The organism is Amycolatopsis rubida (assembly GCF_900115345.1).
Lineage (GTDB): Bacteria > Actinomycetota > Actinomycetes > Mycobacteriales > Pseudonocardiaceae > Amycolatopsis > Amycolatopsis rubida.
Genome location: NZ_FOWC01000029.1, coordinates 1 through 15491, shown reverse-complemented (window position 1 = coordinate 15491; position 15491 = coordinate 1). Strand labels below are relative to the sequence as shown.

Annotated in this window: 14 protein-coding genes; 9 read left to right on the top strand and 5 right to left on the bottom strand. The window is 71.5% G+C overall.

What is annotated here, in order from left to right; translation table 11 throughout:
- Positions 1 to 140: 140 nt before the first annotated feature.
- Positions 141 to 998 carry an NAD(+)/NADH kinase gene (locus BM362_RS45280; RefSeq protein WP_093577332.1) on the bottom strand — a complete coding sequence of 286 codons (858 nt, stop codon included), beginning with the start codon at positions 996 to 998 and terminating at the stop codon, positions 141 to 143.
- Positions 999 to 1061: 63 nt separating this feature from the next.
- On the opposite strand from BM362_RS45280, the gene BM362_RS45275 reads away from it, so the two are divergent.
- Positions 1062 to 2297, top strand: a complete 1236-nt coding sequence (locus tag BM362_RS45275) for an FAD-binding protein (RefSeq protein WP_093577331.1) — start codon at positions 1062 to 1064, stop codon at positions 2295 to 2297.
- An 83-nt stretch (positions 2298 to 2380) separates the two neighbouring features.
- Here the strand turns inward: BM362_RS45275 and BM362_RS45270 are convergent, their stop codons facing one another.
- Positions 2381 to 3733: an aminotransferase class I/II-fold pyridoxal phosphate-dependent enzyme gene (locus BM362_RS45270; RefSeq protein ID WP_093577330.1), complete on the bottom strand. Its 1353-nt coding sequence runs from the start codon at positions 3731 to 3733 to the stop codon at positions 2381 to 2383.
- A gap of 188 nt (positions 3734 to 3921) precedes the next feature.
- On the opposite strand from BM362_RS45270, the gene BM362_RS45265 reads away from it, so the two are divergent.
- From BM362_RS45265 to BM362_RS45255, 3 genes are read left to right on the top strand one after another with little or no spacing between them, the layout of a single operon-like run.
- Entirely contained in the window at positions 3922 to 4752 is an 831-nt protein-coding gene (locus BM362_RS45265) for an ABC transporter ATP-binding protein (protein WP_093577329.1), read from the top strand.
- Positions 4753 to 4781: 29 nt separating this feature from the next.
- Positions 4782 to 5789 (top strand): ABC transporter substrate-binding protein, encoded by a 1008-nt coding sequence (locus tag BM362_RS45260; RefSeq protein WP_208865535.1) that lies wholly within the window; start codon positions 4782 to 4784, stop codon positions 5787 to 5789.
- A gap of 4 nt (positions 5790 to 5793) precedes the next feature.
- Positions 5794 to 7896 (top strand): iron ABC transporter permease, encoded by a 2103-nt coding sequence (locus BM362_RS45255; RefSeq protein WP_093577327.1) that lies wholly within the window; start codon positions 5794 to 5796, stop codon positions 7894 to 7896.
- Here BM362_RS45255 and BM362_RS45250 read toward each other — a convergent pair.
- Complete coding sequence (locus tag BM362_RS45250; protein ID WP_067593927.1) at positions 7893 to 8087, bottom strand: aromatic-ring hydroxylase C-terminal domain-containing protein; 195 nt, start codon at positions 8085 to 8087, stop codon at positions 7893 to 7895. The genes BM362_RS45255 and BM362_RS45250 overlap by 4 nt on opposite strands.
- Before the next feature lie 386 nt (positions 8088 to 8473).
- Here BM362_RS45250 and BM362_RS45240 point away from each other — a divergent pair, with 386 nt between their 5' ends.
- Positions 8474 to 9676 carry an FAD-dependent oxidoreductase gene (locus tag BM362_RS45240; RefSeq protein ID WP_093577326.1) on the top strand — a complete coding sequence of 401 codons (1203 nt, stop codon included), beginning with the start codon at positions 8474 to 8476 and terminating at the stop codon, positions 9674 to 9676.
- A 168-nt stretch (positions 9677 to 9844) separates the two neighbouring features.
- On the opposite strand, the gene BM362_RS45235 is transcribed toward BM362_RS45240, so the two are convergent.
- Positions 9845 to 11320 carry a choice-of-anchor A family protein gene (locus tag BM362_RS45235; protein WP_093577325.1) on the bottom strand — a complete coding sequence of 492 codons (1476 nt, stop codon included), beginning with the start codon at positions 11318 to 11320 and terminating at the stop codon, positions 9845 to 9847.
- A 187-nt stretch (positions 11321 to 11507) separates the two neighbouring features.
- Here BM362_RS45235 and BM362_RS45230 point away from each other — a divergent pair, with 187 nt between their 5' ends.
- On the top strand, positions 11508 to 12179 hold the full coding sequence (locus BM362_RS45230; RefSeq protein ID WP_093577324.1) for a FadR/GntR family transcriptional regulator: 672 nt from the start codon (positions 11508 to 11510) through the stop codon (positions 12177 to 12179).
- Positions 12176 to 12982 carry an ABC transporter ATP-binding protein gene (locus tag BM362_RS45225; protein ID WP_067593938.1) on the top strand — a complete coding sequence of 269 codons (807 nt, stop codon included), beginning with the start codon at positions 12176 to 12178 and terminating at the stop codon, positions 12980 to 12982. Before BM362_RS45230 ends, BM362_RS45225 begins: the two co-directional genes overlap by 4 nt.
- Positions 12983 to 13078: 96 nt before the next feature.
- Here BM362_RS45225 and BM362_RS45220 read toward each other — a convergent pair whose 3' ends face one another.
- Positions 13079 to 14302: an MFS transporter gene (locus BM362_RS45220; RefSeq protein WP_067593941.1), complete on the bottom strand. Its 1224-nt coding sequence runs from the start codon at positions 14300 to 14302 to the stop codon at positions 13079 to 13081.
- 107 nt (positions 14303 to 14409) lie between these two features.
- Here BM362_RS45220 and BM362_RS45215 point away from each other — a divergent pair, with 107 nt between their 5' ends.
- On the top strand, positions 14410 to 15315 hold the full coding sequence (locus BM362_RS45215) for a LysR family transcriptional regulator (protein WP_067593944.1): 906 nt from the start codon (positions 14410 to 14412) through the stop codon (positions 15313 to 15315).
- A gap of 78 nt (positions 15316 to 15393) precedes the next feature.
- On the top strand, positions 15394 to 15491 hold a 98-nt coding region (locus BM362_RS45210; RefSeq protein WP_208865538.1), incomplete at its 3' end, for a peptide-methionine (S)-S-oxide reductase.

The window sequence follows — 15491 nt, the reverse complement described above, 5'->3', positions numbered from 1 at the left end:
CCGTCTCCTCGTTCGGGTCGCAAAGCCGCCACGACATTACGAACTGGACACGGCAATGTCACCGGCAAGTGACAGCGGGCACAGCGCGAACGGGATCACCGCAGGTCAGCGCACGATTACCCGCCGAACGCGCGGCCTGCTCAGGACAGCGGAATCTCCGCCGAATCAGTGAGCCGCAGCTTGCGCCGGGCACGCTGGTAGAACGTCGTCATGCCGAGCCGGACCACCCGGGCCGCGTTCGGCCGGGCGTGCAGGTCGATCGTTTCGCCGGGCCCGACGTATCCCGCCACCTGTCCGTCGACCTCCACCGCGAGCCGCCCGCTCGACGGCAGCACCTCCAGTGTCACGGTGTCGTGCACCGACAGCACGACGCCGCGGCTGTACGCCGAATGCGGCGCGGCGGGCGTGACCAGCAGCGCTTCCACCGCCGGGCTCGTGATCGGCCCTCCGGCGGAGAAGCTGTACGCGGTGGAGCCGGTCGGCGTCGCGACCACTACCGCGTCGGCGGCGTAGCTCACGAACTGCTCGCCGTTCACCAGCACCGCGACCACCGCGCTCCCGTCGCCCGGCACGCGCACCACCGCGACGTCGTTGAACGCGGTCTCGACCCGGCCGCCGAACCGCGCGTCCACCGCCAGCCGCGGCTCGACGGTGAACTCCTCGCGGTCGATCGCGGACAGCGCGAGTGGCAGGTCCGGCACGTCGACCTCGGCGAGGAAGCCGAGCTTCCCCAGGTTGACGCCGAGCACCGGCGCGTGCTGCCCGTCGGCGAGCCGCATCGCGCGCAGCATGGTGCCGTCGCCGCCGAGGCTGACCACCAGATCCGACCGTTTGCCCAGTTCGGCGGGCTGGACGGCGGTCGCCGAACAGTCGACCCTGGCGACCTCGTCCGCGATGCCGAGGATCTCGATCCCGCGCTCGGCGGCCCAGTCCAGCACCGCGTCGACCGCGGCTTTCGCATCGCGGCGCGGGTGCAGGACGAGTCCAGCGGAATGCATGGGGTTCTCCTCGGTCGGCCTGTCCCCAGTCTGCCGCGCCGGAGCCGGTTAGGCTCGGCGCTCGTGATCGAAAACTGGGCTGGCAATCTCACCTACCGCGCACGCGAGGTCGTCGCCCCGCGCACGCTGGCCGAAGCGCGAGAGCTCGTCGCCGGCTCAGCCCGGATCAAGGCGCTCGGCAGCCGGCACAGCTTCACCACGGTCGCCGACAGCCCGGACGGCCTCCAACTCGATCTCTCCGCCGTCGGGATCGCCCCGGAGATCACCGGCGCGACGCTCACCGTCGGCGGCGCGACCCGCTACGGCGACGTGGTCGCGCAAGTGCACGAAGCCGGGTACGCGCTGGCCAACCTGGCGTCACTCCCCCACATCACCGTCGCCGGCAGCGTCGCGACCGGCACCCACGGCTCCGGACAGCGACTTCCCGGCCTCGCCTCGGCAGTGTCCGAAGTCGAACTCCTCACCGCTGACGGCTCCCTGCGCACGTTCTCGCGCTCCGACGCCGAGTTCCCCGCAGTGGTGGTGAACGTCGGCGCGCTCGGCGTTCTCACCCGGCTCAGCCTCGATCTGGAGCCGGCTTTCTCGGTCCGCCAAGACGTTTTCGACGCCCTCCCGTGGTCCGCCGCGTTGGAGCACTTCGACGAAATCCAAGCCGCGGGCTACAGCGTCAGCCTGTTCACGAACTGGGCACGAGACGTGGTCGACCAAGTCCTGCTCAAAAACCGCGTCCCGGCGGAAATCCCCGATGCCCTGTTCGGCGCGCTTCCCGCCGACGGTCCGCGCCACCCCGCCCACGCAGCGGGCATCTCGGCGGAAAACACCACCGCGCAAGGCGGAGTTCCCGGACCGTGGTACGACCGGCTGCCGCATTTCCGCCTGGAATTCGCGCCGAGCGTCGGAACGGAATTGCAGAGCGAGTACTTCGTGCCGCGTGCGCACGCGGTCGCGGCGTTCGAGGCGGTGCGCGGCATCGGCGACCGGATCGCGCCGCTGCTGGTGGTGTCGGAAATCCGCACCGTCGCCGGCGACGGCCACTGGCTGAGCCCAGCCTACGACGGCGACCGGGTGGCGATGCATTTCACCTGGCAGCAGCGGCAGCCGGAAGTGGAGGCGGTGCTGCCGCTGATCGAGGAGAAGCTCAGCCCCTTCGGCGTTCGCGCCCATTGGGGAAAGCTGTTCCACGGTGCGGCGCTGGATCTGGATCATCAAGGGGTGCGGCAGTTCCGGGATGTGGCGGCGGAGCTGGATCCGGCCGGGAAGTTCCGGAATCCGTTCCTGGACCGGCACTTGCTCCGTTAGTGCACAGTGGATAGTCGGTGGCAAGGGTGCGCGAAGCCGGGGGTCGTGAGGTGCCTATGCCGGTTAGAACCGGCATAGGCACCTCACGACCCCCGGCGGGCGGCCCGGGCGATCATCCGGGCCAGGTCCGCCACCAAAGCCGGATCGTCGGGCAGCTGCCCGGTCGCCACGCGGATGTGCGGCGTCCCCGGATTGCCCGCACGCGTCCCCGACCCGGCGGAAACCCCATTGGCCGCCAGCGTCATCACCGTCCGCGACTCCTCCGGAACCGGCACCCACAACGTCAACCCGTCCCGGGCCCGCACCGAAATCCCGTGCTCCCGCAACGCTTCGGTCAAAGCCGTCCGCCGATGCGCGTACCGATGCCGCGCCCGGTTCAGCAACTCCGCGCTGCCGGGATCGGTCAGCAGAAACGCCTGCGCGTCCTGAAGAATCCGGCTCGACCACACCGACCCCGGCCCGCGCTGCTGCCGCACCCGTTCCACCAGCACCGCCGAACCGCCGATCACGCAACTGCGCAGTTCCAGCCCGAACGCGGTGCAGTACGACCGCACCAGCAACACCCGGCCGGGCAGGCGGGCGCCAAGGCTCAGCGAAGGAGCCGAGGCCAACGGCCCGAAATCGTCGTCCTCGATCACCGCGACGTCCTCTTCGGACAGTACGGCGGCGAGTTCCGCGAGCCGCTCCGCCGGAACCGAATGCCCGAGCGGCGACTGAGCACGCGGCTGGTAGACGAACGCCACCGGCCGATGTTCCAACGCCGCGGCCAGCGAGGACGGCAACGGACCGTTCTCGTCGCACCGCACCGGCACCGCATGGATCCGCGACCGGCGCAGCAATTCGCGCAGCCACGGCGTCGTCGGCGCTTCCAGCGCGATCACGTCGCCCGGCCGCGCGACTGCCTGGCAGGCCAGCGCCATCCCGTCCTGCCCGCCGGCCGCGACGGTCCACGATTCGGCGGCGAACGGCCACGCCGGCTTCACCGCGGCGCGCAACTGCGGGGTGATCGAGTTCTTGACCGGACCGCCGAACCGTTCCATGTGGACTCCCGCCGCGACGGCGTCCTCCAGCGGCGGCAGCAGTCCAGGATCCGGGAGGCCGTGTTCCAGGTCGACGGTCTGCCAGCCGGAAAACGCGCGTTCCGGCGGCGGGCTCGACGGAGGTTCCAGCACTATCGTGCCGCGCCGCCGTCCCGTGCCGATCAACCCGGCCGCGCGCAGCTGCGACCACGCTTCGGCGATCGTCGTGGGACTGACCGAAAGCTCCGCGGCCAGCGCCCGCACGGTGGGCAGCCGCGTGCCCGGCGGCACCTCCCCGTCGCGGATCAGGCCGGACACCGTCCCGGCCACGCCCCGCGCCGTGCGCTCGCCGATGCGGGACCCGAGCCAGCCTGCCCCGACCGGCAGCGTCGTCGTCGCGAGTTCGCCCGTGGCCACGCACCGGCTCCCCTCGTCACCCGGAAATCCGAAAACCTCTGACCCGATCAGAAGCTAGAGCGGCAACGGCACGCGGCAAAGGCGTTTCACATCCTGGCGGGCCCGCCCGGTACAAAACGCCCGTGACGTCCGACACCGCCGCAGTGTCCGGCTTCGGAATTTCACTCGATCAGGTTAGGCTACCCTTCATGAGTCAACCCTGGCCGGAAGCATCGGCGCTCGCCGGCACCGGGCTCGCGCTCGGCTACGGCGCGAAACCGGTGGTCCAGGACGCCGGGATCGTCCTGCGCGCGGGCGCGGTCACCGTCCTGGTCGGTCCCAACGGCTCCGGCAAGTCGACGCTGCTGCGCTCGCTCGCCCGGCTGCATCCGCTCACCGCGGGCGAGGTCAGGCTGGCCGGGCAGGACGCGCTCGCCTTGTCCCCCAAGGAGTTCGCCCGCCACGTCACGCTGCTGACCCAGTCGCGCCCCACGCCCGGCGGCGTGCGCGTGCGCGACGTCGTGTCCTACGGCCGCCATCCTTACCGCGGCCGCTTCGGCTCCGGCGATCCCGAGGGACCCGAACTGGTGGAGCGCGCGATGCGGCACACCGGCGTCGACGGAATGGCCGAGCGCCCGGTGGACGAACTGTCCGGCGGCGAGCTCCAGCGGGTCTGGCTGGCCACCTGCTTCGCCCAGGACACCGGCGTCGTCCTGCTCGACGAGCCGACCACCTTCCTCGACCTGCGCTACCAGATCGAAACGCTGGACCTCGTCCGCGACCTCGCCGACGAGCACGGCGTCGCGGTCGGCGTCGTGCTGCACGACCTCGACCAGGCCGCCGCCGTCGCCGACGAGGTGGTGCTGCTGTGCCGCGGTTCCGTCCGCGCCACCGGCCGCCCGGCCGACGTGCTGACCGCCGAGGCGCTCAGCGACGTCTACGGCCTGCGCATCGACGTCCACGTCGACGACGAGGGGCACGTCCGCACGCGCCCGGTCGGACGGCACACCTCCCGGCCGCGGCCGGTCCGCTCAGCTTGACCCGTCCCCTAGTACAAAGGAAAACCCCCGTGTCCAGTGTGTCCCGTCCTGCCCGCAGGCCGTTCCGCAAAACCGCGGCGGCCGTGCTCGCCACGTTCGCCCTCGCCGCGTGCGGCACCACCGAAGCCCCCGCCGCCGGGGACCAGGCCGCCGCCGCGAAGCCGGCCGGCCCGGTCCAGTTGACCGACGAGCGCGGCAAGGTCGACCTCCCGGGTCCGGCCGCCAAGATCGTGTCGCTGGAATGGGGCCTCACCGAGAACCTGCTGGCGCTGGGCGTCAAGCCGATCGGCGCGGCGGACGTCAAGGGCTACAACACCTACGACAAGGCGATGCCGCTCGCCGCGTCCACTCCGGACGTCGGCACCCGCGGCGAGCCGAGCCTCGACGCGATCGCCGCGCTGCACCCGGATCTCGTGGTCACCACCACCGACCTGCCGGAGAACGTGATCGCGCAGCTCTCGAAGCGGACGAAGGTGCTCACCCTGCGCGGCTCCGATTCGACCGACCCGATCGGCTACCTGCGCAAGACCGTGACCATCCTGTCCGAGGCGACCGGAACGCAGGAGCGGGGCCGCACGCTGCTGGCCGAATTCGACGCCAAGGTCGCCGAGGGCAAGAAGAAGCTGGCCGACGCGGGCAAGTCCGGGGCCAAGTTCGTCATGGCCGACGGCTACTCGACCTCCGGCACGGTCACCGTCCGGATGTACACGAAGGGCTCGTTCCTCGGCAGCATCGCCGACCAGCTCGGCACCGCCAACCAGTGGACCGGCGAGGGCGACAAGGTCTACGGCCTCGCGCCCACCGATGTCGAAGGCCTGACCAAGATCACCGATCCGGCCACGTCGTTCGTCTACGCCGCCAACGACTCCGAAGCCGACGTCTTCACCCAGGATCTCGCGGGCAACGCGGTGTGGAAGCAGCTGCCGTTCGTCAAGGCCGCGAAGCTGCACCGGATCCCGGACGGCATCTGGATGTTCGGCGGCCCGAAGTCGGCGATCGCCTACGTGGACGCGCTCACCGGCGCGCTGACGCGCTGATCCGATGACCGCACCAGCCCCCGCGTCCGCCCGGCCGCTCGCCGCGGGCAAGCCGCGGCTCACGGCGCCGGCCGTCTTCGTGACCGGGATCGTCGCGCTGCTCGTCCTGTCCGCTGTGCACCTGCTGCAAGGCACGTCGCACGTCGGGCTCGGTGAACTCCTGCGCGCCGTTTTCCCCGGCACGGACGACGACGCGCGCGGCCAGGCGGTGGCAGTGCTCGTGGCCAGCCGGATCCCCCGGCTGGCCGCGGCACTGCTCGTGGGGCTGGCGCTCGGGTTCGCGGGCTGCGTGCTGCAGTCGGTGGCCCGGAACCCGCTCACCTCGCCGGACACGCTCGCGGTCAACGCCGGCGCGTACGTCTCGGTGGTCGGCGTCGCGGCGTTCGGGATCTCGCTTCCCTTCTACGTCAACGGAATCGTCGCCTTCGCCGGCGGTCTCGCGGCGGCCGGGCTGGTGTTGCTCGTCGCGCGCAGCAGCAGCGGCGGCGCGGCCCGGCTCGTGCTCGCCGGGTCCGCGATCGCGCTGGCGCTGACCGCGCTCACGTCGGTGCTGCTGATGTTGTTCCAGGAGCGGACCGCGGGCCTGTTCGGCTGGGGCAGCGGCACGACTGTCCAATCCGGACTGCGGCAGGTTTCCCTTGCCGCCCCGGTGATCGCGGTCGGCATCGTCGCCACCCTCCTGCTCGCACACCGGCTCGACGTGCTCGGTCTCGGCGACGACCACGCGCGCGTGCTGGGCATCGACGTCCGCCGCACCCGCACCTTCGCCGTCGTCGTGGCGGTGCTGCTTTCGGCGGTCGCGGTGACCGTGGCCGGACCGATCGGGTTCGTCGGCTTGTGCGCGCCGGTGATCGCGCGGCTGCTGGCCAGCCGGGTGCCCGGGCTCGGCAAACATCCGCTGCTGCTGCCGCTCTCCGGACTGACCGGGGCGCTGGTCGTCGTGGCCGCCGACGTCCTGCTGCGCGCTCTCGTCCCCGCGGACAAAGCGGTTTCGGTGCCGACCGGCGTCGTGACGACTCTCGCCGGCGCGACCGTGCTGGTCTGGCTGGCGCGACGGCAACCGTCTGGAACACCGTCCGCGCGCGGCACGCACGGCACCGTCCGGTCTCGCCGCTGGGTGGCCGGGACCGGTGTCGTGCTGGCGGCCGGCCTCGTCGCCGCGGTGATCGGCGCACTCCTGCTGGGCGACCGGATCGTGCTGCTCGGCGACGTGCTGAACTGGCTGCGCGGGGTGTCGGGCACCGAGGTGTCGTTCGCGCTCGACCTGCGCTGGCCGAGGATGCTCGCCGCACTGCTCGGCGGGGCCGCGCTGGCCGTCGCGGGCGCGCTGGTACAGGCGATCTGCCGCAACCCGCTGGCCGAACCGAGCCTGCTCGGCGTGACGCCCGGCGCGAGCGTCGGCGCGATCAGCGTCGTGCTTCTGGTGCCGGGCATCGGGATCTGGCCGATGATGGGAGCGGCGACCGTCGCCGCGTTCGCGACGTTCGCCCTCGTGCACTGGCTCGCCACCGGTCGCGGATCGAGCGGCCGCGCGCTGTCGTCGGACCGGCTCGTGCTGGTCGGCATCGGCGTCAGCGCGGGCGCGCAGGCGATCACGACGCTCGTCGTGGTGGCGACCTCGCCGTGGAACGCGCATCTCGCGCTCACCTGGCTCGCCGGATCGACCTACGGCCGGGAGTTCAGCCAGGTCCTGCCGGTGCTGTTGTGCCTGGTCATCGCCCTGCCGATCGCCCTGTCCAGCGCGCGGACGCTCGACCTGGTCTCGCTGGACGAGGACGTGCCGCGGGTGCTCGGCGTCCCGCTGGACCGGTCTCGCCTCGCCTTCGCCGCCCTCGCCGCGGTACTCACCGCCGCGGCCGCGTGCGCGGTGGGCGCGCTGGGATTCGTCGGGCTCGTGGCCCCGCACGCCGCGCGCGCTTTGGTGGGTTCCCGCCACTCGCGCTCGCTGCCGGTGGCGGCCGCGCTGGGAGCGGTGCTGGTGTGCGTCGCGGACACGCTGGGACGCACCGTCCTCGCCCCGACCCAGATCGCGGCGGGCCTGGTGACCGCGCTGATCGGGGCGCCGTACTTCGGCTGGCTGCTGTGGCGGAGCCGCGCGAACGCCTAGCCGAACCAGGTGTCGAGTGCGACCTTCAACTCGGCTTCGCCTCCGGCCCACGCGATGACGCCGTCCGGGCGCAGCAGGATGATCCGGCAGTGGCCGCTGGCACCGCTTCGACCCGTTTGCGGCCAGATCGCGGCTCTCCGGATCGAGCACACCGCGTCCGGTGCGAGTGTGGTCCGGCCGTCATCGTCCACAAGGGATCGGTCCGGACTGTGCAGCCCGGCTGGTTCTTCGGCAGGGTAAGGGAATTCGTACCGCTCCGCGACAACCTCGCGTAGCGCGTCGACGTGCGGCCCCGGCGCGAGCAGCGCCGACTGCGCCCGGGTATTGCGCCGCGTTCGCGGAAGGCGACCATCGAAAGCATCCCGTTTCCGCTGATGGCGCAGGGTTTGCGGGAACGGCAGACGGCCGGGAGCACTGTCGAGGACAGCTTCGGCTACGCACTCGGCATCGTGCTCGCCGGACTGGAGGCGAAGCGTCCAGCCAAAGTGCAATGACTCACTAAGTTGTACAGTTGCACTTTTTGCATGGTTCCACTTATGCTGGGCGGCAGACCACACCGGCACGAGAGGGGAAGACCATGAACGAGACACCGCGCATCGCCATCGTCGGCGGCGGCCCGGGCGGGCTGCTCGCCGCGCACGTCCTGCACGGCCACGGCATCGCCGCGACCGTGTACGACGCCGACACCGCCGTGGACTCACGAGATCCCGGCGGCACACTCGACCTGCACGCCGACAGCGGGCAGATCGCCCTGGAGGACGCTGGGCTGTTGCCCGCCTTCCGCGCGCTGGCCCGCGCCGAAGGCCAAGCCATGACCAGACGCGACCACCACGGCACCCTGCTGAAGGAGTTCATCCCCGCCGACGACGACACCGCGGCCCCGGAAATCGACCGCGGCCAGTTGCGCACGATGCTGTACGAACAGCTCGCGCCAAGCACCGTCCACTGGGGACACAAACTCACCGGCCTGACGACCGAAAACGGCGTCCACCGCTTGCACTTCGCCAACGGATCCACAGTGGACGCCGACCTCGTGCTCGGCGCGGACGGCGCCTGGTCGAAGGTGCGCCGCCGACTCACCGACGCGATGCCGGAATACCTCGGCGTGTCCTTTTTGGACGTCCGGTTCGACGACGTCGAAACCCGGCACCCGGAGATCGCGGCCTTGACCGGCAACGGACAGCTGTTCACCACCGACAGCGCCGGCCGGGCGGTGATCGTGCAGCGCAACAGCAACGGGGTGATCCGCGGCTACGTGGCTTTCCGCGCCGAAGAGGACTGGGCCGCACGGGAAAGCGTCGACCTGACCGACCGCGCCTCGGTACGGGAATTCTTGCTGCGCGAGTTCCGCGGTTGGGGCGAGGCAGTGCGTCCGCTGCTTACCGACAACGACGGCGACTACGTGGCGCGCGCGTTCACCGCACTGCCCGCTCCCCTGACCTGGAAACGCGTCCCCGGCATCACCGTCCTCGGCGACGCCGCGCACGCGATGGCCCCGTTCGGCGGGCACGGCGCGAACCTGGCACTGCTCGACGGCGCGGAACTGGCGCACGCGCTGCACGAGGAGCCAAGCGTCGAAGCCGCGTTGACCCGCTACGAGACAGCGATGTTCGCCCGCACCGGCCACCTGGCCGCCGACGCGAACGCGGCGCTGCGCGGTTTCTTCGCCGACCAGCCGGACGGTACCCCGCAGGACGTGCCGGATCGGGAAGAAGAACTCCGCGCCTACGAGGCCCAGGCTGCCGAGTACCGCGCCGCACGCACCCCCGCCGCCCGCTAACTCCCTTCCCCGCCGCACGCTAACTCCCCTCCCCGCCACCGAACGCCGTGAGGGGAACCCTCACGGAATCTGATTCCGTCAGGGTTCCCCTCACGGACCGCCCCGCCGCCAGGATTTCTCCCGGCCTAGGGTTGCCGCCGCGGGCTGGCGGTCCGTGAAGGGCTTTCGTCAGGAGCGCTTGCGGCGCACCGCCACTGCCGCCACCAGCGCGCCGCCGATGAGCAGCAACGCGCCGCCGCCGATCAGGTAGCCGCGGATGTCCGCGCCGGTCGACGCGAGCGGGCCCTGGCCGGACGGGCCGGTTCCGGGGGCGACGCCGCCGGAGTTGTCGCTCGTGATCGGGGCCGGGGCCTCCGAAGACGACGAACTGGACGACGCCGGGCTTGTGCTGCTGGCCGAGGACGACGTCGGCGCGGTCGAAGAGGACGTCTCCGAAGGACCGCTCGGCGTCGTCGAACTGCTGGACGAGGTGGCACTCGACGAAGTCGTGCTGGACGACGTGGTGCTCGTCGGCTCAGTCGTCGTGGTCGACGTCGTGGTGCTGGAGCTGGTGGTGCTGGAACTGGTCGACGTCGACGTCATGCTGGTCGGCGCCGTGGACGTCGTCGTCGGGGCGGTGCAGTCCGGCAGATCCCCATCGAAGGGGTAGGCGTGGAACTCCTGCCCGCCCGCCGCGCCCTCGGACGTGTGCAGCAGGTTGCCCGCGGTGAAGAACCGGCCGTTGGTGCCCGACGCGGTGACCGTCGTGTCGCTGGACGGGTTGCCGACCAGCACGCTGCCCTGGAACTGCGCCTGCCCGGCGATCTTCACCTTCGACGCGTCCGGGAAGTTCCACAGCAGCTTCTCGCGCAGGCGGTTGATCGGGTCCTGGTCGGCGAGGTCGCCGGTGTAGGTGTTGATCACCCGGTTGCCGCCGACGAGGTTCACCAGGACGGTCGCGCCCGCCGGGATGCCGGCGAATTCCAGGCCCTGCATGCCGCCGCCGGGGCCGGTGAGGTCGAAGTCGACGGTGAACACCTGCAGCGCGGACTTCCCGTCGCCGGTGAACAGCGTGCGGTAGCCCTCGTTCTTCGCCGTCCCGGTCGCCGCGGACTTGCTGTAGCAGGTGCTGGCTTCCTGCAGCTGCGGCCGGAGCTGCTGGTACGGGTCGGCCGCGTTCGGGTCCTGCTTCAGCGTGCCGGTCACGGTCCCGGTGACGGTGCCGCCGTAGCGCACGACGCCGCCTTCGGCGAGCAGCCGCTGGTTCGGCGCGACGGTGACGTTCTTGCCGGTGGTGAGGAAATCGCCGCCGTCCGGCGGGGGCACGCGCGAGCCGACGCCCGCGATGCCGACGTTGTAGATCGCGGACGCTCCGGCCCGCTTCGCCATGTCGAACCCGCCGAGCACGACGACGCGGCCCTCGGCCTCGGCCGCGCCTTCGCGCACGAGGAAGTCGCCGCCGGCGAAGACGTTGATGCCGTTGTCCCGTCCCGCGAACGGGCCGTTGCCGACCGGCGGGTACTTGCCGGGGCAGGCGTCGCCGGCGCACGGACCCAAGCCCCCGGGCAACGGAGCGGCGCTCGCGCCCGGACCGGCCACGAACGCCACCGCACACACCGCCGCGGCGATTGCTCCGCCCGCGACGGCCATTTTCCTGGCACGCATGCGGCCGATCCTCACCCGGCGCGGGCGAAATCCGGCAATCGAAACACCGTAACCCACCCGAACGGGTCAGAAAATCAACTACTTCTCAGACAAGTAGACTAGTGACGCTCCACACTCGACACCCCGCCGGAAGAATGTCCCGCAGTAGCCTCGCTCCTGTGGCCCGGCCCGACCAGAAAGCCCCCCGATGCCCCCTCTCGTGCACCGGCACCCGCTCGCCGCGCAGGCCGCCGAAGTCCTTCTGGGACGCATCCGCGCCGGCGAATGGCCGCTCGGCCGCAAATTGCCCGGGGAAACGACCTTGGCCGCGCAACTGGGCGTCGGCCGTTCGACGCTGCGCGAAGCGATCCGCGAATTGGCGGGCAAAGGCGTACTGGATTCCCGCCAGGGCTCCGGGGTTTTCGTGACCGCGCTGGACGTCGCCGAGGAGTGGGACGCGGTGCTGCACCGCGCCGCCATCGGCGCGGTGCTCGAAGCGCGCATCGCCATCGAAGCGGAAGCCGCCGCCCTCGCCGCGCACCGCCGGACGCCGACCGACCTGCGCGCGATCCGGCGCGCGCTCGCCGCCCGCGCGATCGGCGACCCGGACGTCGAACTCCTGGTGGACACCGACACCGCGTTCCACCGCACGGTGCTCGTCGCCGCGCACAACGACGTGCTGATCGAATTGTTCGACAGTTTCGTCCCGCGCGTCCACCGCGCGATGACGGACCTGCTGCGCGCCCGGCCGATCACCGCCCCCGAGGAAGACCAAGCCGCGCACCTGGCGCTCGTCGAGGCGATCGCGGACAAAGACGCGTCCGCCGCCGCGGAACTGAGCCGGGCGCACCTGACCGCCTTGAAGGAGGCACTTTCGTGAGCGAGGTCGTGCTGCAGCTGACCGACGTGGTGTTCCGCAGGCAGGGCAAGGAAATCCTGCACGGCGTGAACCTGACCGTGCGGGCGGGGCAACACTGGGCGCTGCTCGGCCCGAACGGAGCCGGGAAAAGCACGATCCTCGGTTTCTGCGGGGCGGTCACGCATCCGACCACCGGCACCGTCGACGTCCTCGGCGGACGGCTCGGCCGGGTCGAACTGCAGGCGCTGCGCCGCAGCATCGGGCACGTCGACCCGCGGCATCCGCTGCGTTCGCCGCTCACCGTCCGGGAGGTCGTGCTGACCGGCGTCACCGGGAGCATCGACACGCCGCCGCGCTGGCAGCCCACCCCGGCGCACCTCGCGCAGGCCGACGAACTCGTCGATCTGCTCGGCCTGGCCGGCAAGGCAGGCGAACGCTGGCCGACGCTCTCCCAGGGCGAACGCGGCCGCGCCCTGATCGCCCGCGCGCTGATCAGCGACCCCCGGCTGCTGCTGCTCGACGAACCGTCCACCGGCTTGGACGTCGCGGCCCGCGAGCAGCTGCTCGAAACAATCGACCTGCTGACCAGGACCCATCCCCGGCTCGCCTCCATCGTGGTCACCCACCACCTGGAGGAACTGCCGGAAACGACGACGCACGCGCTGCTGATCGCGAACGGTTCGGAGGTTTCGTCAGGACCGATCGACCAGGCGGTGACGACGGCGAGCATCAGCCGGGCGTTCGGCCACCCGATCCGCGTGGACCGCCACGACGGGCGGTGGAGCGCCCGCGCTGCCCGGACCCGCTCCACCGAGGTCGCCTGACGCGAGCCGCGGCCGGCTGCTGTCCGGTGAAAGGCTCCTTGCGGGAATCTGGTTCCCTCAAGGAGCCCTTCGCGGACTTCCGGCGGCCATGGACCGTCAAGCGGTCCGCAGCACCCGCCAGGCCGAGAACCCCAGCAGCACCAGCTCCGCCGCCGAAAAGCCGACCAGGGCGAGCGGGCTGGGCACCCACAGCAGCGTCATGCCGACCAGCAGCACCGGCACCACCAGCCCGGCGTACGCCGCCAGGAAGATCCCCGCCAGCACCTCGCCCCGGGACAGCGGATCGGCCAGCGCCGCCACCGTCCCGACCGCGGCGCGGAAGCCGAGCCCCATCCCGCTCCCGGCGATCACCGAACCGGCCAGGAACAGGGCCAGCGAAGGCAGCAACGCGGCCACCGAAAGCACCGCCAGCCCGATTGGCATCAGCACGAACCCCAGCCGCAGCTGCGACCGAGACGCCATCGACGCGAAGACCACCTGCGCCACCGCCGCCGCGCCCAGCATCGAGCCCGCGGTGACCCCGGCGAGCATCCGGCTGTGCTCGTGCAGTCCTTCGGCGAGCAGGGTCGGCGCGAGCGACATGAACAGCCCGGTGATCGCGAACGCGGCGAACACCCCGATCGCCGCGCCGACGAACGCCGGCCGCGCCCCGGCGGGCAGCGACACCCGCTGCGGCCGGTACGCCGGGCGCTCCTCGCGCCGTTCGACGGTCTCCGGCACCAGGCACACCGCGAGCGCCGCCACCAGCAACACCACCAGGAACACGACGAACGTGCTGGTCAGCGGGCTGTCGATGTACTGCGCGAAGACCCCGCCGACCACCGGGCCGAGTCCGAGCCCGCCCATGTTCACCACGGTGGCGATCAAGCCGGAGCGGCCGAGGTCCTGGTCCGGCCGGGTCACGGCCCGCAGCTCCGACAGGTGCGCGGTGGCGGTGGCCGTCAGCGCGCCGATGCCCACGCCGCACACGAACCGCGCGATCAGCAGGCCCGGGACCTCCGGCCAGAGCAGGAACAGAACCGCCGACAGGGCCTCGGCGAGCGTCGAAGCGAGGATCACGCGACGGCGGCCGAGCCAGTCGCTGACGTGCCCGGCGAGGTAGAGGCTGGCCATCACGCCGACTGCGTACGCCGCGAAGACGACGGTGACCAGGAACGTCGGAAACCCGTCCCGCTGCTGGTAAATCGCGTACAGCGGGGTGGGCACGGTGGAGAACGCGAGGCACGCGGCGAACGCGAAAGCGATGACCCGGAATCCCCAGCCGTGGCTGACGCGCCATCCGGCCGGGGCGGTGAGAGCGGGCGGAGCTGTGGTGACCATGTCGACCTTCCAAACGGGAACCTGCCCCTGGAACGATCCCCCGCCGCACTCATCAAGTCCAACGAAAAGTGTTGGTCACAGTTATCGGGATCCGCGATAATCCGGGCATGGAGACGCGGCAGCTAGAGTACTTCGTGGCAGTCGCCGAGGAGCTGAGCTTCACGCGGGCGGCCCAGCGGCTGTTCGCCACGCAGTCCACGGTCTCGGCGACGATCCGCGCGCTGGAGACCGACCTCGGCGCGACGCTGTTCGACCGGTCTACCCGCCGGGTCGCGCTGTCCACCGCGGGCGCGCTGTTGCTGCCCGAGGCGAAAGCGGCGCTGGAATCGGTGGAGCGGGCCCGCGAGGTGGTGCAGCAGGCGTCCGCCGGTCTGCGCGGGAGTCTCCGGATCGGCACGCTGACCAGCATGAACGCGTTCGACCTGCCGGTGCTGCTCGGCGCGTTCCACCGCAGGCACCCGCTGGTCGACCTGCATCTGACGGTGTCCCTGACCGGTTCGTCCGGTCTCGCCGAGGACATCCGCCACGGCCGGCTCGACGTCGCGTTGCTCGGCCTCTCCCGGGCAGAGCTGGGCGGCCTCGACGCGACGCAGCTGGCCAGCGTGCCGTACTACGCGGTGCTGCCGGACAGCCATCCGCTCGCCGGGCACGAGTCGGTCCGGCTCCCGGAACTGGACGGCGAGCTGTTCGTCGACTGTCCGCGCGGCTTCGGGAACCGGCTGGCCGTCGACCGGGAGTTCGCGGCGCGCGGGCTCTCGCGGCGGGTGGCCGCCGAGGTCGCCGACCTGCGGACGGTGCCGCGTTACGTCGCCGCCGGCCTCGGCGTCGCGGTCCTGCCCGGCACGGCGCGTCTGGGCATCCCCGGCGTCGTGGCGATCCCCGTCGCCGAAACGTCCCTGACCTGGCCGCTCACCGTCGTCGTCTCCGCGAAGCGCCCGCCCTCGCAGGCCCTGCGGACGCTGCTGGAACTGTTCGTCTCGGCCGCGGCGGAGGAAGATATTACGGAGTTCTGACCGGGCCCCCGGCGACCGGAATAGCGACCGGCTCCGCAGCGTCATCCTGTACACGGATTCCCGACGGGAGAGAAGGAAATGACGGAAAAGGCGATTCTGGCCGGCGGGTGTTTCTGGGGCATGGAGGAGCTGTTCCGCCACCAGCCCGGCGTGACCGCGACCCGCGTCGGCTACAG

Excerpts from the sequence above, each read along its gene's own strand:
- BM362_RS45280 (WP_093577332.1), bottom strand. The coding sequence starts at position 998 with ATGCATTCCGCTGGACTCGTCCTGCACCCGCGCCGCGATGCGAAAGCC.
- BM362_RS45265 (WP_093577329.1), top strand. The coding sequence starts at position 3,922 with ATGAGTCAACCCTGGCCGGAAGCATCGGCGCTCGCCGGCACCGGGCTC.
- BM362_RS45255 (WP_093577327.1), top strand. The coding sequence starts at position 5,794 with ATGACCGCACCAGCCCCCGCGTCCGCCCGGCCGCTCGCCGCGGGCAAG.
- BM362_RS45240 (WP_093577326.1), top strand. The coding sequence starts at position 8,474 with ATGAACGAGACACCGCGCATCGCCATCGTCGGCGGCGGCCCGGGCGGG.
- BM362_RS45235 (WP_093577325.1), bottom strand. The coding sequence starts at position 11,320 with ATGCGTGCCAGGAAAATGGCCGTCGCGGGCGGAGCAATCGCCGCGGCG.
- BM362_RS45230 (WP_093577324.1), top strand. The coding sequence starts at position 11,508 with ATGCCCCCTCTCGTGCACCGGCACCCGCTCGCCGCGCAGGCCGCCGAA.
- BM362_RS45220 (WP_067593941.1), bottom strand. The coding sequence starts at position 14,302 with ATGGTCACCACAGCTCCGCCCGCTCTCACCGCCCCGGCCGGATGGCGC.
- BM362_RS45215 (WP_067593944.1), top strand. The coding sequence starts at position 14,410 with ATGGAGACGCGGCAGCTAGAGTACTTCGTGGCAGTCGCCGAGGAGCTG.